This is a genomic window from Flavobacterium flavipigmentatum, from assembly GCF_020911905.1.
In the GTDB taxonomy this organism is placed as follows: Bacteria; Bacteroidota; Bacteroidia; order Flavobacteriales; family Flavobacteriaceae; genus Flavobacterium; species Flavobacterium flavipigmentatum.
In genome coordinates this window covers 1,904,701-1,923,182 of record NZ_CP087133.1, presented here as the reverse complement: position 1 = coordinate 1,923,182, position 18,482 = coordinate 1,904,701, and the positions used below count along the sequence as shown (strand labels likewise).

The window sequence follows — 18,482 nt, the reverse complement described above, 5'->3', positions numbered from 1 at the left end:
CTAATTTTTGGACAATCAGAACATTAGCCAATTATTAGTTTATACTATGAATTGCTTAAATAATCGAAAAAAGCTTTCTATATTCTCTTAAAAAAATTAATTTTTGATTATTATTTTAACAGTAAAGAATACTATTCAAAAGTCAAAACACAACTGATTTTTAAGCATTTAATGATCGATAAAAAATTATGTAGTTAAAAAAGGTTTTCAAAAATTCATTTTTATGTATTAAACCCTATATTTGTCGAAATTGAAATTGGCATTAAATTAAATGGATAAACATTACAAAAAAGAAGGTAAATACAGCTATTATGAAGCTGGAGAGGGAACTCCTATCGTTATTTTACACGGCCTAATGGGAGGTCTTAGTAATTTTGACGCAGTTGCCGCCTATTTTCCAACGAAAGGATACAAAGTTGTGATTCCGGATTTGCCAATTTACACCCAGAGCATCTTAAAAACCAACGTAAAAAGCTTTGCGAAATACGTAAAAGATTTTATTACTTTTAAAGGTTTCGACAGAGTGATTTTGTTAGGAAACTCTTTAGGAGGTCATATCGCTCTTTATCATACTAAATTGTACCCAGAGAAAGTTGCAGGACTTATAATTACCGGAAGCTCTGGCCTTTACGAGAGTGCGATGGGCGACAGCTACCCAAAAAGAGGGGATTACGAATACATAAAAAAGAAAGCTGAAGCCGTATTTTACGATCCTAAAATAGCGACTCCGGAACTTATAGATGAAGTATATGCTACGGTAAACGACCGTATTAAACTAATCAAAACACTTACTATTGCCAAAAGTGCAATACGTCATAATATGGCCAAAGATTTGCCAAAAATGACTGTAGATACTTGTATTATTTGGGGTAAAAACGATGCTGTTACGCCTCCAAATGTGGCCGAAGATTTTAATAAATTATTACCTAATTCAACATTATATTGGATAGACAAATGTGGACATGCCGCTATGATGGAACACCCTCAGGAATTTAATACTATTCTTGAAGAATGGCTTACTAAGACCAATTTATAGCATTCAACTTTCGACTTAAGGAGGTTTTAAAACCAAAAAACATGAAAATTAATACCGCCGAATTTATCATTAGTAATTCTGATGTGTCAAAATGTCCCAAAGATTTTTTGCCGGAATATGCTTTTATTGGAAGGTCAAATGTAGGTAAGTCGTCATTGATCAATATGATTACCAACCATAAAAGTTTGGCCAAAACTTCTGGCCGACCTGGAAAAACACAATTGATCAATCACTTTAAAATAAATAACAATTGGTTTTTGGTCGATTTGCCGGGTTATGGATATGCCAAGGTTTCAAAAAAGACAAAATCAGTTTTTCAACAATTTATTACCGATTATTTTGAAACCAGAGAACAATTGGTTTGTGCTTTTGTTTTAATTGATATTCGACACGAGGCACAAAATATAGACATCGAATTTATGTCGTATATGGGCGAAAGCGAGATTCCGTTTTGTATCATTTTTACCAAAGCCGACAAAATTAGCAAGACTAAAGTTGACTCGCATATTGCAGCCTACAAGAAACAAATGATGGCCAACAACTGGGAAGAGATGCCCCAGTACTTTGTAACTTCTTCTACAGAAGGCACTGGAAAAGAAGCTCTTTTAAGCTATATAGACGAAGTAAATCAAGACGTTTTTAAGAATAATAGCGAGTTTTAAATTTTAAAACATCAATAAAAAATCCCAAATTTCAAGCTTTAAAACTGGAATTTGGGATTTTTTAATTATACTAAACTTTGCTTCCTCCAAAGATCAAAATACTTTTCTTTTTTCTCCAAAAGCAAATGATGATTTCCAGATTGTGATATCAATTGAAGTATAGAAGAATTTTGTAGAAAAAAATTTACAGCCTTTTCATTTTACACCATTTTTTATTTATTGAATTTAATACTATAAGAATTGACCACAATAATGTAAACTCCTGATTGACTAAAAGTTAAATTAACTTCTTTTGAATTATTTGTCCCTTTTTGAATTAATTTACCAGACATATCATATATTTTATAGTTACCAATCGTTTTGTTGCTGATTAATTTGTTATCATTTTTAGAATAACCAATAACGAATTTACTATCAGCTTTTTGTTCGTTAGTACTTAAAATAGTTGAAGGTTTTAAAGTTACTTTGTAATCTTCAACCTGACCATAGGCGGGAGTAGTACATGCTCCAGTTTCTTCACTTGCTCTTACTCTGAATCTCAAAGGAGTATTAAGTATTGCTGTTGCAGGTGGAATAATATTCGCAGCCCAAGTAGTGTTTTTAGGTACTTTGGTAACAGAATTTGCTACGAGTTCAGAAGCTTCAAAAGTACCACTGTTGTCATAGTCTATCCAGGCTTGGATATATTGAGAATTTACTTCTATACTAACTTGTAAGGTATAAGTTTGTGCTACCGTAAGATCAGTATATACAGAAGGATTAATACAATTTTGAGAAGAATAATCAATATAAAACTTATGATTAGAAACGCTTCTTGATTCACTCGTATTATTTATACTTCCTAACGAAACTAATTTAGGTCCTTCTGCATAATTAAAAGAAGTAATTGGATCGACAATTATACAAGTTGTAGCTTTCAGCGTCCCTCCGCCAGAATTATCTGCTAAAGGAGTAGCCCCTAAAGATTTGGTTAGATTTTCTCTGTTGGTTAAAAATTGCAAAAGAGCTCTATCTCTTTGTCCTGGAGTAAATTTACTGTTTTGATTGTAGCTCATCATATTGTATTGTATTCCATCATAATTACTTCCTGTACAAGGATTAATAATGGTATTATCTGGAAGAGGATTGAGATAAGCAGTATTAGGAGAGGTATCACAAACTTTGTCATTATCTGTAGTACAATCGTTATTAACAGGACAAACTTTAACCGTAGCATTAGGATCACTTCCCTCAAAAGTATGAATTAAACCTATTGAATGTCCCAATTCATGAGGAAAAATTCCAATATTAAAAAAATCAGTACTAGTAGCTACTTTATAAGTCATAAAGGCATGATAGCCACTATCAGAAGAAAATGGAAAACCCGCAAACCCCGTTCCTCCGTCACCAATAGTATTTACAATATATATGTTATAATATGATGATTCTTTCCAATGTGGAGCAAAAGCAGTAATTTGACTTGCAGTTACACCAGTATCTCTAACACCATTGGCTGAATAATTTGGAAGCTCAGCTGTTGTAGGATAATACCTTTCAATTCCTGTAGTCGCATTACATGTTTCGGTTCTTTTAGCCAATACCAATTGAAAAGGCATTACTGTACCCGCATTAGGTCCTGTTCCTTCTGGAAAAATAGTTCCTCCATACGTTGTAGCCAAGATATTATTGGTATTATCAATCCATGTTTGGACTTGTGCATCCGAAGGATTAAACTGTGTGCCAATGGCCTCGTTGTTAGGAACTATAATGTGTACAACCACAGGAATGGTGTAAATTGTTCCAGTATATTTTCCATTTGCCTCAACTGTAGCACCTTTTGATTTTAAGAACTTTCGGGAATCAACAGAGCGCAATTTGGCTTCATTGGCTTCTCTTTTTTCTTTTAATGAAGGATCTTTTGTTTCTTGTTCTTTTTGCACTTGATCAGTAAGGCAAAAGTTTTTTTGCGCATTGGAGAAAAAAAATGTTCCAAAAGCAATAATGAGTAAATATTTTTTCATGATAATAAATTATAAAAGTCCATAATGAAGTTACTCAAACCCTAATAAAAATAAGAGTTCTTACAAAATTAGTGTTTTTTAATCTAAATTTATAATCTTAAACTTACAAACAAAGATAAGATAAAAAATTGAATTTGATTTTTTTTTGTAGTTAAAATCTTCAAGAAAATAGTGGCAATAAATTAAAACAAAACTTTTTTAAACTACATTTGAAGCCAATCAAATACAATGTATGAAGCATTTAAGACCCGTCCTATTTCTTTTTCTCTTAATTCTATCCTCTTGCCAATCATCAAGCTACATGTTCATGACCGGACAAAGAACAGGAGTTGATTTTTCATCGGGAAAGTGGCTTTTGAATGAATTAGATTGTCCCAAAAATTCTAAAGATAAAATGACTTCAGAATCTTTAGCGTTTTTTAGAAAAAGCTTAGGAGACAGATTGTTTTATATTAATGACGTCAATGGATTATTGGTGACACGAAAAATTCATTTGAATCCTAATCGTGTCAAGCTAAAAGAACTTAAAGACGGAACTGGTTTTGACTTTTTTATTAATATCTCAACCAAGAAAAATAAAAGTGACTTTTCTACCATAGAGCTTTATCAGGATGATAGTGAGTCAGGGAAAAATGAGGCCGTTGTAATTTTGGAAATTTACGATTTGAACTTGCAGCAAATCATTTATTCCCAAAATGTAGTAGGTATCACTCACAAAGGAAATACAAAATCAATGTGGGAAACAGAAAAATCAAGCAAGCTTATAGACAATGTAACATTCTACAAAAATGCAAATAAGTTGATGCTGGGAGCTTTAAAACGAATTTTTAAAGACCTGAAGAAAAGATCGATTAAATAACAAAATAGAAAAATCCAAATTCCAGATTATTTAAGTTGGAATTTGAATTTTTTTTATTTGATTTTAAATTACTTCGTCAGTTCTAATTTTTCAGCGAAATAATCACAAAAATCTTTCATGGTATCCGACATTTTTTCGTCATCGGTAGCACGTCTAAAAGTGTCCGACATAGCAACCAAGGTCTGATGAAAGAAAATTTTCATTTCGTCTACAGGCATATCTTTCGTCCACAAGTCAATACGCATGGTTTCTTTGGCTCTGCTATCCCAAATTGAGAGCATAATCGCTTTGGCTTCTTCAGCTTCTACTCCGCCGTCCTGCGCACTCCACGATAATTTTTCCGGAACGCGGTTTTCGTCTAATTCTATATTGAATCTAATTTCTGAGTTTCTGGTATCTGACATTACTTTTTAGGTTTGTATTTTGATTTTTCAAATATTTCTTTTGCGTTGGTTTTTAACAATTCTGGCAAGGTAGCATTAGTATTTTTCATGTAAGAACGCACAATTTGCCATCCAATCCAGGCGCCAACTCTTCCCGGACTATCATTGTCTATTTCTAAATAAAACTTAGAAAACGGTGCCGGAGTCATAAATCGGGTCGTTAATTTAGGATCTGCGCTAAACAACATTTCACTTTCTATAAAATAACGCCACATATACGATTCATTTTCTTCGCACCACTTTATTTGCTCGGGCGTGTAACCCATTTTTTCTGCATCTGTATACGAAGGCAACAATAAATCTTTGGTATACAATTGTTTTCCTTCAAAAATCATTTGAGACAGCAAAGTCTTATCAGGAAAAGGAGGAATATTTCTGAATGCAAAACTGGCAACCACATCGGGCATGATCTGTCTTTCTTCAAAATTTTGCTTCAAATAATTCGGAAATTCATAAAATTTATGTTCTTTTCCTAAATACAATTCCAATGCAATTACCACAAGATCATCTGCATAAATAGCTTTGGTATTATAATCCATCTCGCCAATAACGGTGATTACTTTTGGCGTTTTGGTTTTTGGAAAATAATATTTCATATGCTGAAACAAGGCATTGAATTCCTGACGAACCGGTTCGAAATTATTGTATTTTTTTTGCACTTCGGTATACACTTCTCTCCAAAGCGGATCCTGCATTTTACTTAGCCACACCGCATCCTCATTTCCCGGAGGAAAAAAGATAGGATATTGTTTTTTTACTTTGGCTAAATCTTCTGGCTTAGCTTCAAAAAAAACTTTATCAAACCGTTCTACTTTAATATCAACCGGAATTTCTTCTACTGCTTTTTCTACTTTAGTTTTTTGATCACAGGACAAAAAAAACAAGCACAGAACCACTACAAAGCGATAAATTTTCATTTTATTTTAATTAGATTTGTGTTGCTATATTGTTAAGTAATTGAATACTTAAAATATTTTTGCAAATATACATCCCTGCATCTTAAAACATGAATTATTATGGCTAAAAAAAGTACTATTCAGACAGAAAAAGTAAATACTCACATTGTAGAGTGGTTAAAAAATTATGCTAACAATGCAAAAGTGAATGGTTTTGTGATCGGAATTTCTGGCGGAGTTGACTCTGCTGTTACTTCTACTTTATGCGCGCAAACAGGTTTTAAGGTTTTATGCGTAGAAATGCCCATCCACCAGGCCGAAAGCCATGTAACAAGAGCAAAAGAGCACATTGAACAATTGAAACAGCGTTTTCCGAACGTTTCGAGTATAGAAACAGATCTAACGGCCGCTTTTGGAGCTTTTAAGGACACAATGCCCGTTACGACTGATGAAGCCAAGATGCATCTGTCTTTGGCCAATACAAGAGCCCGTTTAAGAATGACTTCTTTATATTACTTAGCAGGAATTCATGGTCTTTTGGTAGCCGGAACTGGAAACAAAGTAGAAGATTTTGGTGTTGGTTTTTATACTAAATATGGAGATGGAGGTGTCGATTTGAGTCCGATTGCTGACTTAATGAAATCAGATGTGTATGCTTTAGGAGCTTTTTTGGAGGTTCCGAAATCAATTTTAACAGCAGCTCCTACAGATGGATTATTTGGTGACCACAGAACCGATGAAGAACAATTAGGAGCCAGTTATGATGAACTTGAATGGGCAATGCTTGCCTCGGAGTCAGGAAACACAGCATCTGACTATAAAGAGAGAGAAAAAACTGTCTTTGAAATTTATAAACGTTTAAACACCAACAACAAGCATAAAATGGAGCCAATACCCGTTTGTTTGATACCAAAAACGTTAAAATAATATTTTTAACACTTTTAGAGAATTAATTACAGAATTTATTTATTAATTTTACAGCTCCAAAAACATGATTAATTCTAAAAAAGGTAAAAACTATGATTAAAGTATGTCTAGCAGACAACCATCCTGTGACTCACTTTGGCGTAAAGTCGTATTTTAAAGACCACGATCAGATTTCGATCGTTGCCAACGTAGGAAATTTTTCAATGGTAAAAGATATTCTTCAAACGAAGGAGATCGATATCCTAATTCTAGATCTGGAATTAGAAGGTCTTTCGAGTATATTTGAAGTAAAATCTGTACTGAAAAGCTTTCCAAAAACAAAAATTGTAATTTTCAGTGATCTTGCCGAGCAAATGTACGCTCCCAATGCCATTAAAGCTGGTGTATCAGGATACGTGCACAAAACTGAAAAATTAGAAACCTTAGGTATTTCAATTATCAAGGTTCAAGAAGGAAAAATTATCATCAACGAGACCGTTCGCAAAAACATGGCCCTTATTGCTAAACAAAGCAAGAGCGAACGTTTGTACAGAAAACTTTCTAATCGCGAGATTGAAGTTTTACGTTACCTAAGTGATGGTAAAAAGAACAATGAGATTTCTAAAATCTTAAGTTTAAACGAAAAAACAATCAGTACGTACAAGTTACGATTGTTGACTAAATTGAATGTTACTAACTTAGTAGATTTAGTAAATAAAGCAAAGACTTTAGAGATTATTTAATGGTATCGCGACATTACTCTTCCTAGTTTTTTCGAAAAAGAATTGACTAATTTTGAGTAATCAACAACCATAGACAAAAGCTCTGTATTATCTGAATTATCAGGTTGTATAGAGCTTTTTAATTCTTCGATAATTCGATCGACCAAAAACCATCGCATAGACAAAATCGTCTCAGAAACATACTGACCAATAGAAGCTTGTTTGTCTTTTGCAAAAATATTCTGCCCTTCCCAATTGTGTAACGATACTTTTTCGTCTTCCATCAAAATATCGGTTACTTCCTGAGCAAAATCAGGTTGCAAACGCATTAAATACTGCTCTAAACTAAATTTTTCACTTTGGTTGTAAAACCCAATCAAATCGGTAAAAATATCCCTAAATAAAGCATTCGAAAGCTCTACCTCATCTTCTTGCAAACTCAGATAAATTCTTTCAAAAACTTTATACTCTTTTTTTTCGGTAATAAATTCAATTTCGCCTTCTTCGTTTGCTTTCAAAAGTACGTCTTCAAATTCCTCGGTTTTATCTCCGTAAAGGAGTAATATTTCGATTACTTTTCGTTCTAAACGATATAAAATATCAACTTTTTCTGCGGGTTCTTTTATATACCCAGACTCTCCCGGATAATCTTCCGGCGGCCCTACTCTTGGATCGTCAGGATCTCCTCCAGAAAAACCAGTATTTTTTGGTTTTTGATTTCTATGAACTTCAAAAGGTTTTTGATCCTGCTTTTGCTTTTTATTTGCTTCTGCAATATCTTTTTGAATCAGCTGCGCCAAAGTACTCATCAAAACCTGCTCAGAAATATCCATAATTCTGGCACATTCCTGAATATAAATTTCGCGTTGAATACGATCTGGAATTTTAGAAATACTATTGACCATATCGCGAATCAAATCGGCTTTTTTTATAGGATCGTTTTTAGCATCTCCCATCAAGATAGAAGCTTTAAACTGTATAAAATCTTTACTATTTTCTTCTAAATAAGCTACTAAATCATCATGAGAATTTTTTCTAGCAAAACTGTCCGGGTCTTCTCCATCAGGAAAACTGCAAACTCTTACGTTCATTCCTTCTTCAAGAATCAAATCAATTCCCCGTATAGAAGCACGCAGTCCTGCAGCGTCACCGTCAAAAAGTACGGTTATATTTCTTGTCAGACGATTGATTAACCTAATCTGATCTGGTGTTAAAGCAGTTCCTGAAGACGCTACCACATTCTCAATTCCGGCCTGGTTAAACTGAATGACATCGGTGTAACCTTCTACCAAATAACAATTATTTTGTTTGGCTATTGATTGTTTGGCCTGAAAAATTCCGTAAAGCACTTTACTTTTATGGTAAATATCACTTTCCGGAGAATTGAGGTATTTGGCCGCTTTTTTATCATTGGTTAAAATACGACCTCCAAAACCCAAAACGCGGCCAGACATACTCTGTATAGGAAACATGACACGTCCTTTGAAACGATCAAACGGACGATCTTCTCTCGCAATGGTTAATCCTGTACTTTCTAAAAACTCTAATTGATAGCCTTTTCCTAATGCTTCTTTTGTAAAAGCATCCCAAGTTTCAGGAGAATATCCTAAGCCAAATTTTTTGATGGTTTCGTTGGTAAAACCTCTTTCTTTAAAATAAGAATAACCAATTGCCTTGCCTTCTTCAGAATTTAAAAGGACATCCTGAAAATATTTGGCAGCAAATTCAGAAACCAGATACATGCTTTCACGCACATCTGTTATGGCTTTTTCTTCGTCTGTTTGTTCGGTTTCTTCAATTTCGATATTGTATTTTTTGGCCAGATATCGAATGGCTTCTGGATAGGTAAACTGCGAATGCTCCATTAGGAATTTAACAGAATTTCCTCCTTTTCCAGTACTAAAATCTTTCCAGATTTGCTTGACAGGCGAAACCATAAACGATGGCGAACGCTCATCAGAGAACGGACTCAATCCCTTGAAATTACTTCCTGCTCGTTTTAAATTGACAAAATCACCAATAACCTCCTCTACTCGAGCAGTTTCAAAAACAGTATCAATTGTATTTTGTGAAATCAAAACGTAAAATATTTATTAAAATTGAAAGCCTGCAAAAATACGCAAATCCTTCTTGAAAATTGGAGGATTTTAAATAAAAAAAGTGCCTCTTTTGAAGCACTTTTACAATTAACTAATTCAAACTTGTTTTTTAATTCAAGTCGAAACGAATTCCTAACGAAATATTTTTTTCGTCTACCAGATTATCTTTAAACACAGGATTCAAATCATATTTTAAATACAAACTTGTTGATCCGTACCCGATATACGAACTCAGGCCATAGATAAAATTATTGACATTAAAATCTCCTTTTGTTTTCTCTGTACTTTTCAAATCGCCAGATTCATATTCTAAAATTTGCTTTGATTTTACATTGATTCCCGCGTAACCTCCAAACCCCATTCTAAATCCCTGATGCGTTCTAAAATAGCGCTTATCGCCATTGTGTCCGTCTTTCGAAAAATCAAATTCTAAATGTACCGGCGCAACCAAATACACATTTCTAAAACGAGATTCTTTAAGATGTACAGGGTTTGTAAGCAAATCTGTCTGATCGCCATTGACTACAAAACTTTTATTATCTGTTGGGCGAATATTATTGTACATCACCGAAAGTCCGTATTTGGCATGCAACAAATTATTTTCTTTCAAAATCCTCGAATTGTAAGTCAGCCCCCACTCATAAAAATGTGAACCTGTAAAACGGTACTTAGCATCCTGAAGCTTTCCGTCGACCATCATATTGTTTAAACCTGCCGCAAATACAAATTGCGAAGTAGTTCTGCGCTCGCCACGTATCGAATCGTTGTCTCTATTTTTACTGTTCCAGTTGAAGGTGTAGGAATGTTTTCCATCTTCTGATTTAATTTTTCCCTCTACTTTTTGCTGTACCAAATCGCTGAGTTCGTTTTGCGCCAGCGTAACTTTTTCCTCGATAATAACGGCTCTGGCCTCTGCCAATTCTTTTTTACGCTTATCCGCTTGCTCTTTTGTGATTTTTCCTTCAGACAACTGAACATTGACAGCTTCTACTTCTTCTTTTAATGTTTCTTTCTCTTCTTTGGTAATTTTCTCTATTTTATCGCCAATTTTTTTTGCTTTGGATTCAAATGTTTCCTGACCTAACACTTTACTGACAAATAAAAAAACTAAAATAACGAGGTAAATGGTAAAATTTTTCACGATTGATTTTTTAATGATTGTTGATGATTTGATGATTGTTTGTTCTAATTCTAATTAAAATTGATGTCTAAATTTATTCTTGTTGATTTCTATTGGCCAGCGCTACTTTTACCGTTTGGTAATTTTTATTGACTTTGGTAATTATTTTTTCTCTAAACGAAAGCTCCAATTCGCCATCTACCTGATCGAGTAAATCGTTAGCATTAATTTTTATTTTCGTTTTTGGTTTAGCCAAATGCTCTACCACCATAGGCTCTTTGGCTGAGGATAACAACTGATCTTCACTTTCACTTTTTGAAGTTTCGACCATTGAATTTTGATTGTTAATGGATTGTTTTTCTTGATTGTTTTTGATGATTGAAGACTCCGCTACTTGATTTTGCTCTTTTTTTATTGATTGATTTGAATTTTGGTTTTCTTTTTGACTTGATTTTTTTTCGAATGCCTCTTCTCTGCTCGCTATTGAAATTTTATCTGAATCATTTGTATATAAAACTGGTTTAATAACCGAATCATTTTGACTATTTTCTTCAACAGCGACATTGTTTTTTGGTATTTCTACTGCATCTTTTTTTTGTTGAAAGAAGAAAGTTCCAAGCAATAAAAACCCAACAAGGCTGGCAGCTACATAAAGCCCCCTTTTTTTCGCAGTTGGAAATGATCGAACTGGCGATTTTTTTTCTTCGACAATACTCAACATTGCATCTAGTCGGTCCCAGGCTTTATCGCTAGGTGCTATTGTGCGTTGATTTAGTTTTTTACGGAAATCCTTTTCAAAATTATTCGGTTCCATTATCTTGTTTTTTTAAAATAGTAATTTGTGTTTGCAGCATTTTGCGTGCGTGCGATAATTGCGATTTTGATGTTCCTTCATTGATTCCTAACATCTTGGCAATTTCATTGTGTTTGTAACCTTCAATAGCGTATAAATTGAAAACCATTTTATATCCGTCTGGCAAAGCATCAATTAAAAACTGAATTTGATCTATCGTAAACTGGCTGTCAATTTCATTAAAACTTTCTTCTGTATAAATTTCATCTTCAGCAAATTTTACTTTCTTCTGAACTCTTAAATACGATATACATTCGTTAACCATAATTCTGCGAATCCAGCCTTCAAAACTTCCTTTGTTTTCGAATTTGTTTAAATTGGTAAACACCTTCATAAAAGCCGTAATCATAACATCTTCGGCCAACTGAATGTCTTTTATATATTGTCGGCAAACACTCAGCATCTTCGGAGAAAACCTACTATAAATCTGCTGTTGTGCTTGTCGGTTATTTTCGACAGCCAACTTTATAAGTTCGGTTTCTTGTTGATGTAAATGAATAATTTTCATTAATAAGCGTTCTGGTTTTGGTTTAGTAACAGACTTCTATTAGCATAGACGATTGAAGTTGTAAAATGGTTGCATCTGGATGAAAAAAAATCAATAAAAAATTCAAAAATTCAACTAAAAAAAACACAATACATTGATTTTAAATTAATTAAATCCTTAATTTTAATTTAAAAAAAAACAGCATTCAACTATAACAGAGAAAAAACACAATAAAAAAACCTTGCTATAAAACTATTGCAAGGTCTTTTTACTTAAAATATTTTTAAAAAACAGTCATTTCGAGACGAGTTTTACCATCCGCCACCACCACCGCCGCCACCGCCACCGCCAGAACTTCCTCCACCAGAGCTTCCGCTGCTCCAGCTTCCACTACTACCAGAAGAAGAGGATGAACTTGATGTGCTCGAAGACGTAGGATCAACTCCTGCAGCCTGTACAGAACTTCCAAAGCCTGATAAAAACATTGTTGGTCGCCTATAAAAGTCATCATCATTGCCCTGATACCACTCTGGATTGTATTTTGCTAACTCTAAAACTTCTTCAAATTGTTTTCCCCACTCTAATTCTACTCCTAAAGCTATTGCATAGGGAAATAATTTTTCAAATAATTGTGGTGTCAATTCAGGCGGATTCAACATATTCATTCTATCTTTTTCTGCCGTTTCAAGATAAAGTTTAAATCCTTCTAATCTTTCAAGTGCTTCTGCCCCTTTTTCTGTAAATTTTCCTAAATTCCATACATAAAAGATATACAGCAAGATAACAACAAGCATCACAAAAAATTGAATTGTTTCTAAAAAACCAAGTGACATAAAAAATAGTGCAACTGCTGGTATAAAAATAAAGAAAGCCAAAAGACCTCTTAAAATTTGTACACCTACCGATTCTACTTTTATCGAAAACCAATAAGTCAATCCAGACAATGCGGTAATCAATCCAATATAAAAACCATAATTGATGTATCCTTTGTTTTTAGAAAACATCTCATAAGCCAATCCTGCAATTAATAAGATGGCAAAACCAATCCATTTTTTTCGCGTGTTGTTTTGATAATATTCTTCTAGATTTATCTGCTTCTTTACCGTTTTGAGCCATTTAGAATACGCCCTATCAAAAATCTTATAATTGGAATCCTGAACTTTTATTTTATTTTTTTGCGAAAAACCGACTATTATATCTGATTCCTCTTCACTTAATGTTTTTACTTCTTTATCTAAAATTTCGATTTCATATTTTTTACTGTTAGTAAATATGCCACTTTCTAAAGTCGAAGAAAGTCTAATCGCTCCTTTTACCGCCGTATTTATAAGTGATGCCATGTATATCTTATCCTTCGCTTCTTTAAAATACACATATCCTACTAAAGCAGGTGACCAATTAAAAGGAGGCACAAATTCGGGAATCACCGTTTTTTTAGAGGGATCTTTTCCATGTTTTCTCCAATTAAAAAAGAAAAAAAGCGACATCCCAATTACAAAAACAACCGACCACAGATACATTTTTATCAGTTTGTAATAAGAAGCTGATTTTTGAGTAAAAGTTGGCGGATCTACAATTCCTTTTTCAAATGAGGCGGCAACGGTAAGACCTTCATTTTGTCTAAGATTTACCGCCGAAAAAGTAACAATCGAATTATTTGAATTTAAAGAACCAATACAATTTGAAGCTGTAGATCCTACTGAACCCGTATAACAATGTAAATTTTCGAATTTATTATTTTCTGATGGGAGATACAATTGACACGTTACTTTATCAATAGGAAGATCCCAGCGATTTCCAGTTACATTCCAATACAGCTCATCATAATGATCGAAATATCCAATTTGAAAAGGAACATTATAACTAATTTGATACTTATAAATTCCATTTTCTAATTCAACATCCTTATTTCCGATATAAATTTTCCAATTACCTCCTTCTTCTTTTGTGAAATAATCTTCGATCGACCCATCTTTTTTAATAGAATTTATTGAATATTTTACATCAATTTGATTGCCATCTTTGTCTGGACGAGTGAGTGGAAAAAACCTCAAAAGACCATGTCTGAAAACATTTCCTTCTGCTTTTATGGTTATATTCTCAATAACCTGAATATATCCGGATTTCTCAATTTGAACTTTAACATCAAAATCTAAAATTCTTTCCTGCGCTTGAGACTGATAAAGTATAAATGAAAATAAAACAAAAAATATTTTTTTCAGGAACATATATACAATAATTTAGAACTGAACTTTAGGAGTTTCTCTTTGAGATTCATCTTGTAACTCGAGGAAATTTTTCTTAGGAAAACCAAAAGAATTAGCAACCAAATTACCTGGAAAAGATTCAACAGCGATATTGTATTCTCTTACAGTACCATTATAATAGCGTTTTGAACGTTCGATTTCAGTTTCAATTTCGCTCAATTCTGATTGTAAACTAAGAAAATTTGTGTTGGCTTTTAGGTCAGGATAACTTTCTGCAAGAGCAAAAATTGTTCCCACGGCATTATTAAGTTGTTTGTCTAATTGTAATTTTTCATCAGGATTCTTAACACCCAAAGCTTGATTACGAAGATTTACAATATTACTGAGCGTTTCTTTTTCGTGATTTAAGTATCCTTTTACAGATTCTATGAGGTTTGGAATTAAGTCAAATCGTTTTTTTAAGATAACGTCAATACCGCTCAAAGCTTCTTCGACTTTATTTCTTTTTGCTACAAAACTATTGTAGATCACTATCAGATAAGCAGCAAAAACTACTAGAACAGCAACTATTACAAGTAAAATGGTCATATTTTATTATTAAATTAAAATCAAATTTAACAATAAAAATATTAAATATCAGAATTATTTTTTTCTTTCGATTACGTAGTTGACCATCAAAATAAGAGAGTTCTTAAATTCAGAATCTGGATAATGCTCTAAAAGTGAAAGTGCTTCTTGCTGAAATTCGACCATTTTATTTTCGGCGTAAGCCAAACCATTATGGTCTTTTACAAAAGCAATGACTTCTTTGACGCGTTTTTTATCTTTATTATGGTTTTTGATCGAGTTGATCAGCCACTTTTTTTCCTGCGGCGTACACGTATTTAAAACATGAATTAAAGGCAAAGTCATTTTTTGCTCTTTTATGTCGATTCCGGTTGGTTTACCGATGGCTTCCTCGCTGTAGTCGAATAAGTCATCTTTGATTTGAAAAGCCATTCCGATCAGCTCGCCAAATTTACGCATATTCTCTACCTGAACCTCATCTTCAATGACCGATTTTGCTCCTAAAGCACAACAAGCTGCTATAAGTGTCGCTGTTTTTTTTCGGATGATTTCGTAATAGATATCTTCGGTAATATCAAGTCTTCTAGCTTTTTCTATTTGAAGCAATTCACCTTCACTCATTTCTCGAACAGCCACCGAAATGATTCGAAGTAAATCAAAGTCGCCATTATCTATCGAAAGCAATAATCCTTTCGATAATAAATAATCGCCTACCAGAACCGCTATTTTGTTTTTCCAAAGCGCATTTATAGAAAAAAATCCGCGGCGGCGATTACTATCATCCACTACATCATCGTGTACCAAAGTCGCAGTATGAATAAGCTCAATCACCGAAGAACCACGATAAGTACGTTCGTTTACAATTCCCGAAGAAACCATTTTTGCTGTTAAAAAAACAAACATCGGACGCATTTGTTTTCCTTTTCTGTTGACTATATAATAAGTAATGCGGTTTAACAAAGCCACTTTTGAAGTCATTGACTCGTGGAACTTTTTTTCAAAAAGTTCCATCTCGTTAAAGATGGGCTGTTTTATTTGAGAAGTAATATTCATTTCGGCTTCAAATGTACTACATTAAATAAAAAAACGGTATCTATTTAAGGTTAGTATAACAGTATTTTATGTACTAATATAAAAAAAATTAGTCGCGATTAGTTTGTAAAAAAGCATTACAAACAAGATCGAGACTAGTTCGTAATGCTTTTTTTATCTAAAAATAAAATTATCCTTCTTTATTGGCCAATTGCCCGCAAGCAGCATCTATATCTTTTCCGCGACTGCGACGCACTTTTACTACCACACCAATGTTCTCTAAAGCTTTGATGTAAGCCGAAATAGATTCTTCTGACGCTTGTTGAAACTCGCCATCATCAATTGGGTTGTACTCTATCAGATTGACTTTACAAGGTACATATTTGCAAAACTTAACCAAGGCATCAATCGATGCTTTATCATCGTTAATTCCTTTCCAGACAACGTATTCGTACGAAATTTTATTTTTTGTTTTTTTATACCAATATTCTAAGGCTTCACGCAGTTCTGCCAAAGGGAAGTTTTTGCTAAAAGGCATAATACGCGCACGAATTTCATCGATTGCCGAATGCAAAGAAACCGCCAGTTTGAATTTGACATCATCATCGGCCATTTTTTTTATCATTTTTGGAATTCCCGAAGTCGAAACCATAATTCGTTTAGGAGACATTCCTAAACCTTCCGGCGATGTAATCATGTCGATTGCTTTGATGACATTATTGTAGTTCATCAAAGGTTCACCCATTCCCATAAAAACAATATTCGATAGCGGATGATTGTGATACAAGCGACTTTCTTTGTCAATTGCAATTACTTGGTCGTAAATTTCACCCGGCTCCAGGTTTCGCATACGCTTTAATCGCGAAGTGGCACAAAAGTTACAATCTAGACTACAACCAACCTGGCTCGAAACACAAGCTGTGGTTCTGGTTTCTGTCGGAATTAAAACCGACTCGACTACTAAACCATCATGCAGACGAACGGCATTTTTTACGGTTCCGTCACTGCTTCGCTGCATGGTGTCTACCTTAATATGGTTGATCACAAAATTATTCTCGAGCATTGCCCTTGTGGACTTTGCTACATTGGTCATATCCTCAAAACTGTGAGCACCCTTGCTCCAAAGCCATTCATACACTTGATTACCACGGAAAGGCTGATCTCCATTGGTAACAAAAAAATCACGCAATTGCTCTTTTGACAAGGCTCTAATATCTTTTTTCTCGGTTTGCATGGTGCAAAGTTACAAGTATTTATGGAAACCTTTTTGTTTCTGAAAAAACTTTACAATCAATCTTTATCAATTTGAAAATTTGGCACGAGAATTGTCTTTCAATCAAAAGATAAATAATCTTACAAGTAGCGCTTCAATTTAAATTTTGTATTTTTATTTCTCACCTTAATAACCTTTATATTTTATCAACTAAAAACATTTAATTTATCATGAAAAAACAAATTTTAAGCGTAGCTGTTCTTGCATTATTAGCTTTAGGTCTTCAATCTTGTGGAGACAAAAAAGAAACAAAACCTGAAGACGAATTGACTATTGGGAACAAAGTAGATACTTTGGCAACAGATATCGAAGAAGCTAAAGACACAGCGGTAACCAAAGTAAAAGATGCAGCTGATGACGTAAAAGATGCAACTAAAAAAGCCGCAGATGATGTAGAAAGCGCTGCAAAAAAAGGAGCTGAAAAAGTAGAAAATGCAGCCAAAGCTGTAAAAGACGGAACTGTAAAAACAGCCAAAGAAGTGGATGCTGCTTTGAAAAAATAATTTTTTGAAATCATTATCTGAAACCATTCGTTACGGCGAATGGTTTTTTTTATGGAAAAAAGTGAGCCTATATTTTGTATTTTTGCTTTTCAAAATTTAGAAGATACTACTCATGCATTTTATATCACAAGATCTCGAAGATTATATCGAACAACATTCTGAAAACGAACCCGAATTATTGGCTCGACTGAACAAAGAAACGTATCAAAAAATTCTTTTACCCCGCATGCTGAGCGGGCATTTTCAAGGGCGGGTTTTAAGTATGCTGTCTAAATTGATTCGTCCTGTAAATATTCTTGAAATCGGGACCTATACCGGTTATGCAGCTTTGTGCTTGTGCGAAGGCATGCAGGAAAATGGACAACTCCACACGATTGATATTAAGGAGGAGCTGGTAGATTTTCAGCGAAAATATTTTGATCAATCTCCATGGGGGAATCAAATTTTTCAACATTTGGGCGAAGCGGTACATATTATTCCGAATCTGGATGTGAAATTTGATTTGGTTTTTATTGATGCCGACAAAGAAAACTACCTTAATTATTGGGAAATGATTGTCCCGAAAATGAACAAAGGCGGCATTATTTTGTCTGATAATGTTTTGTGGAGCGGTAAAATCCTCGAACCTGTACACCCAAATGATATAAGTACTAAAGTACTGTTGGAATACAATTTACTTCTAAAAAATGATCCAAGAGTAGAAACGGTTTTACTGCCTATTCGTGATGGTTTGACGGTGAGTAGGGTGCTGTAAAAGTTTCTGAGAAGCTGAGATTCTAAGTTTTTTTATTTTTTTTAATATTTATAAAAGATAACA

18 protein-coding genes are annotated in these 18,482 nt (G+C 33.8%); 7 read left to right on the top strand and 11 right to left on the bottom strand.

What is annotated here, in order from left to right; all coding sequences use genetic code 11:
• Positions 1–271: 271 nt before the first annotated feature.
• Both LNP22_RS08700 and yihA read left to right on the top strand, forming a co-directional pair.
• Positions 272–1,036: an alpha/beta fold hydrolase gene (locus LNP22_RS08700; protein WP_229976188.1), complete on the top strand. Its 765-nt coding sequence runs from the start codon at positions 272–274 to the stop codon at positions 1,034–1,036.
• Positions 1,037–1,077: 41 nt separating this feature from the next.
• Entirely contained in the window at positions 1,078–1,698 is a 621-nt protein-coding gene (gene yihA / locus LNP22_RS08695) for a ribosome biogenesis GTP-binding protein YihA/YsxC (protein ID WP_210664715.1), read from the top strand.
• A 212-nt stretch (positions 1,699–1,910) separates the two neighbouring features.
• Here the strand turns inward: yihA and LNP22_RS08690 are convergent, their stop codons facing one another.
• On the bottom strand, positions 1,911–3,698 hold the full coding sequence (locus tag LNP22_RS08690; RefSeq protein WP_229976187.1) for a M43 family zinc metalloprotease: 1,788 nt from the start codon (positions 3,696–3,698) through the stop codon (positions 1,911–1,913).
• A 307-nt stretch (positions 3,699–4,005) separates the two neighbouring features.
• Here LNP22_RS08690 and LNP22_RS08685 point away from each other — a divergent pair, with 307 nt between their 5' ends.
• Positions 4,006–4,557 carry a hypothetical protein gene (locus tag LNP22_RS08685; RefSeq protein WP_229976186.1) on the top strand — a complete coding sequence of 184 codons (552 nt, stop codon included), beginning with the start codon at positions 4,006–4,008 and terminating at the stop codon, positions 4,555–4,557.
• A gap of 68 nt (positions 4,558–4,625) precedes the next feature.
• On the opposite strand, the gene gldC is transcribed toward LNP22_RS08685, so the two are convergent.
• Together gldC and gldB are read right to left on the bottom strand one after the other, a co-directional pair.
• Entirely contained in the window at positions 4,626–4,961 is a 336-nt protein-coding gene (gene gldC / locus LNP22_RS08680) for a gliding motility protein GldC (protein ID WP_210664712.1), read from the bottom strand.
• On the bottom strand, positions 4,961–5,917 hold the full coding sequence (gldB, locus tag LNP22_RS08675) for a gliding motility lipoprotein GldB (RefSeq protein WP_229976185.1): 957 nt from the start codon (positions 5,915–5,917) through the stop codon (positions 4,961–4,963). Before gldB ends, gldC begins: the two co-directional genes overlap by 1 nt.
• 99 nt (positions 5,918–6,016) lie before the next feature.
• Here gldB and nadE point away from each other — a divergent pair, with 99 nt between their 5' ends.
• The gene (gene nadE / locus LNP22_RS08670) at positions 6,017–6,823 is read left to right on the top strand and encodes an NAD(+) synthase (protein WP_229976184.1); all 807 of its coding nucleotides are present in this window, start codon (positions 6,017–6,019) and stop codon (positions 6,821–6,823) included.
• 92 nt (positions 6,824–6,915) lie between these two features.
• Entirely contained in the window at positions 6,916–7,545 is a 630-nt protein-coding gene (locus LNP22_RS08665; protein ID WP_210664709.1) for a response regulator transcription factor, read from the top strand.
• On the opposite strand, the gene dnaG is transcribed toward LNP22_RS08665, so the two are convergent.
• The 8 genes from dnaG to rlmN all read right to left on the bottom strand — a co-directional run bounded on the left by dnaG (position 7,542) and on the right by rlmN (position 17,123).
• Complete coding sequence (dnaG, locus tag LNP22_RS08660) at positions 7,542–9,602, bottom strand: DNA primase (protein ID WP_229976183.1); 2,061 nt, start codon at positions 9,600–9,602, stop codon at positions 7,542–7,544. The two genes, LNP22_RS08665 and dnaG, sit on opposite strands and share 4 nt — an antisense overlap.
• A gap of 130 nt (positions 9,603–9,732) precedes the next feature.
• Complete coding sequence (locus tag LNP22_RS08655) at positions 9,733–10,764, bottom strand: hypothetical protein (protein ID WP_229976182.1); 1,032 nt, start codon at positions 10,762–10,764, stop codon at positions 9,733–9,735.
• A gap of 73 nt (positions 10,765–10,837) precedes the next feature.
• Positions 10,838–11,557 carry a hypothetical protein gene (locus tag LNP22_RS08650; RefSeq protein ID WP_229976181.1) on the bottom strand — a complete coding sequence of 240 codons (720 nt, stop codon included), beginning with the start codon at positions 11,555–11,557 and terminating at the stop codon, positions 10,838–10,840.
• Entirely contained in the window at positions 11,544–12,104 is a 561-nt protein-coding gene (locus LNP22_RS08645; RefSeq protein WP_229976180.1) for an RNA polymerase sigma factor, read from the bottom strand. The genes LNP22_RS08650 and LNP22_RS08645 overlap by 14 nt, the downstream gene beginning before the upstream one ends.
• 290 nt (positions 12,105–12,394) lie before the next feature.
• The gene (locus LNP22_RS08640; RefSeq protein WP_229976179.1) at positions 12,395–14,311 is read right to left on the bottom strand and encodes a DUF2207 domain-containing protein; all 1,917 of its coding nucleotides are present in this window, start codon (positions 14,309–14,311) and stop codon (positions 12,395–12,397) included.
• 12 nt (positions 14,312–14,323) lie between these two features.
• Complete coding sequence (locus LNP22_RS08635; protein WP_229976178.1) at positions 14,324–14,878, bottom strand: LemA family protein; 555 nt, start codon at positions 14,876–14,878, stop codon at positions 14,324–14,326.
• Positions 14,879–14,932: 54 nt separating this feature from the next.
• Positions 14,933–15,910, bottom strand: a complete 978-nt coding sequence (locus LNP22_RS08630) for a polyprenyl synthetase family protein (RefSeq protein ID WP_229976177.1) — start codon at positions 15,908–15,910, stop codon at positions 14,933–14,935.
• A gap of 169 nt (positions 15,911–16,079) precedes the next feature.
• Complete coding sequence (gene rlmN, locus LNP22_RS08625) at positions 16,080–17,123, bottom strand: dual-specificity RNA methyltransferase RlmN (RefSeq protein ID WP_229976176.1); 1,044 nt, start codon at positions 17,121–17,123, stop codon at positions 16,080–16,082.
• Positions 17,124–17,332: 209 nt separating this feature from the next.
• Here rlmN and LNP22_RS08620 point away from each other — a divergent pair, with 209 nt between their 5' ends.
• Together LNP22_RS08620 and LNP22_RS08615 are read left to right on the top strand one after the other, a co-directional pair.
• The gene (locus LNP22_RS08620; RefSeq protein WP_210664702.1) at positions 17,333–17,665 is read left to right on the top strand and encodes a hypothetical protein; all 333 of its coding nucleotides are present in this window, start codon (positions 17,333–17,335) and stop codon (positions 17,663–17,665) included.
• A 112-nt stretch (positions 17,666–17,777) separates the two neighbouring features.
• Positions 17,778–18,419 carry an O-methyltransferase gene (locus LNP22_RS08615; RefSeq protein ID WP_229976175.1) on the top strand — a complete coding sequence of 214 codons (642 nt, stop codon included), beginning with the start codon at positions 17,778–17,780 and terminating at the stop codon, positions 18,417–18,419.
• Positions 18,420–18,482: the final 63 nt, after the last annotated feature.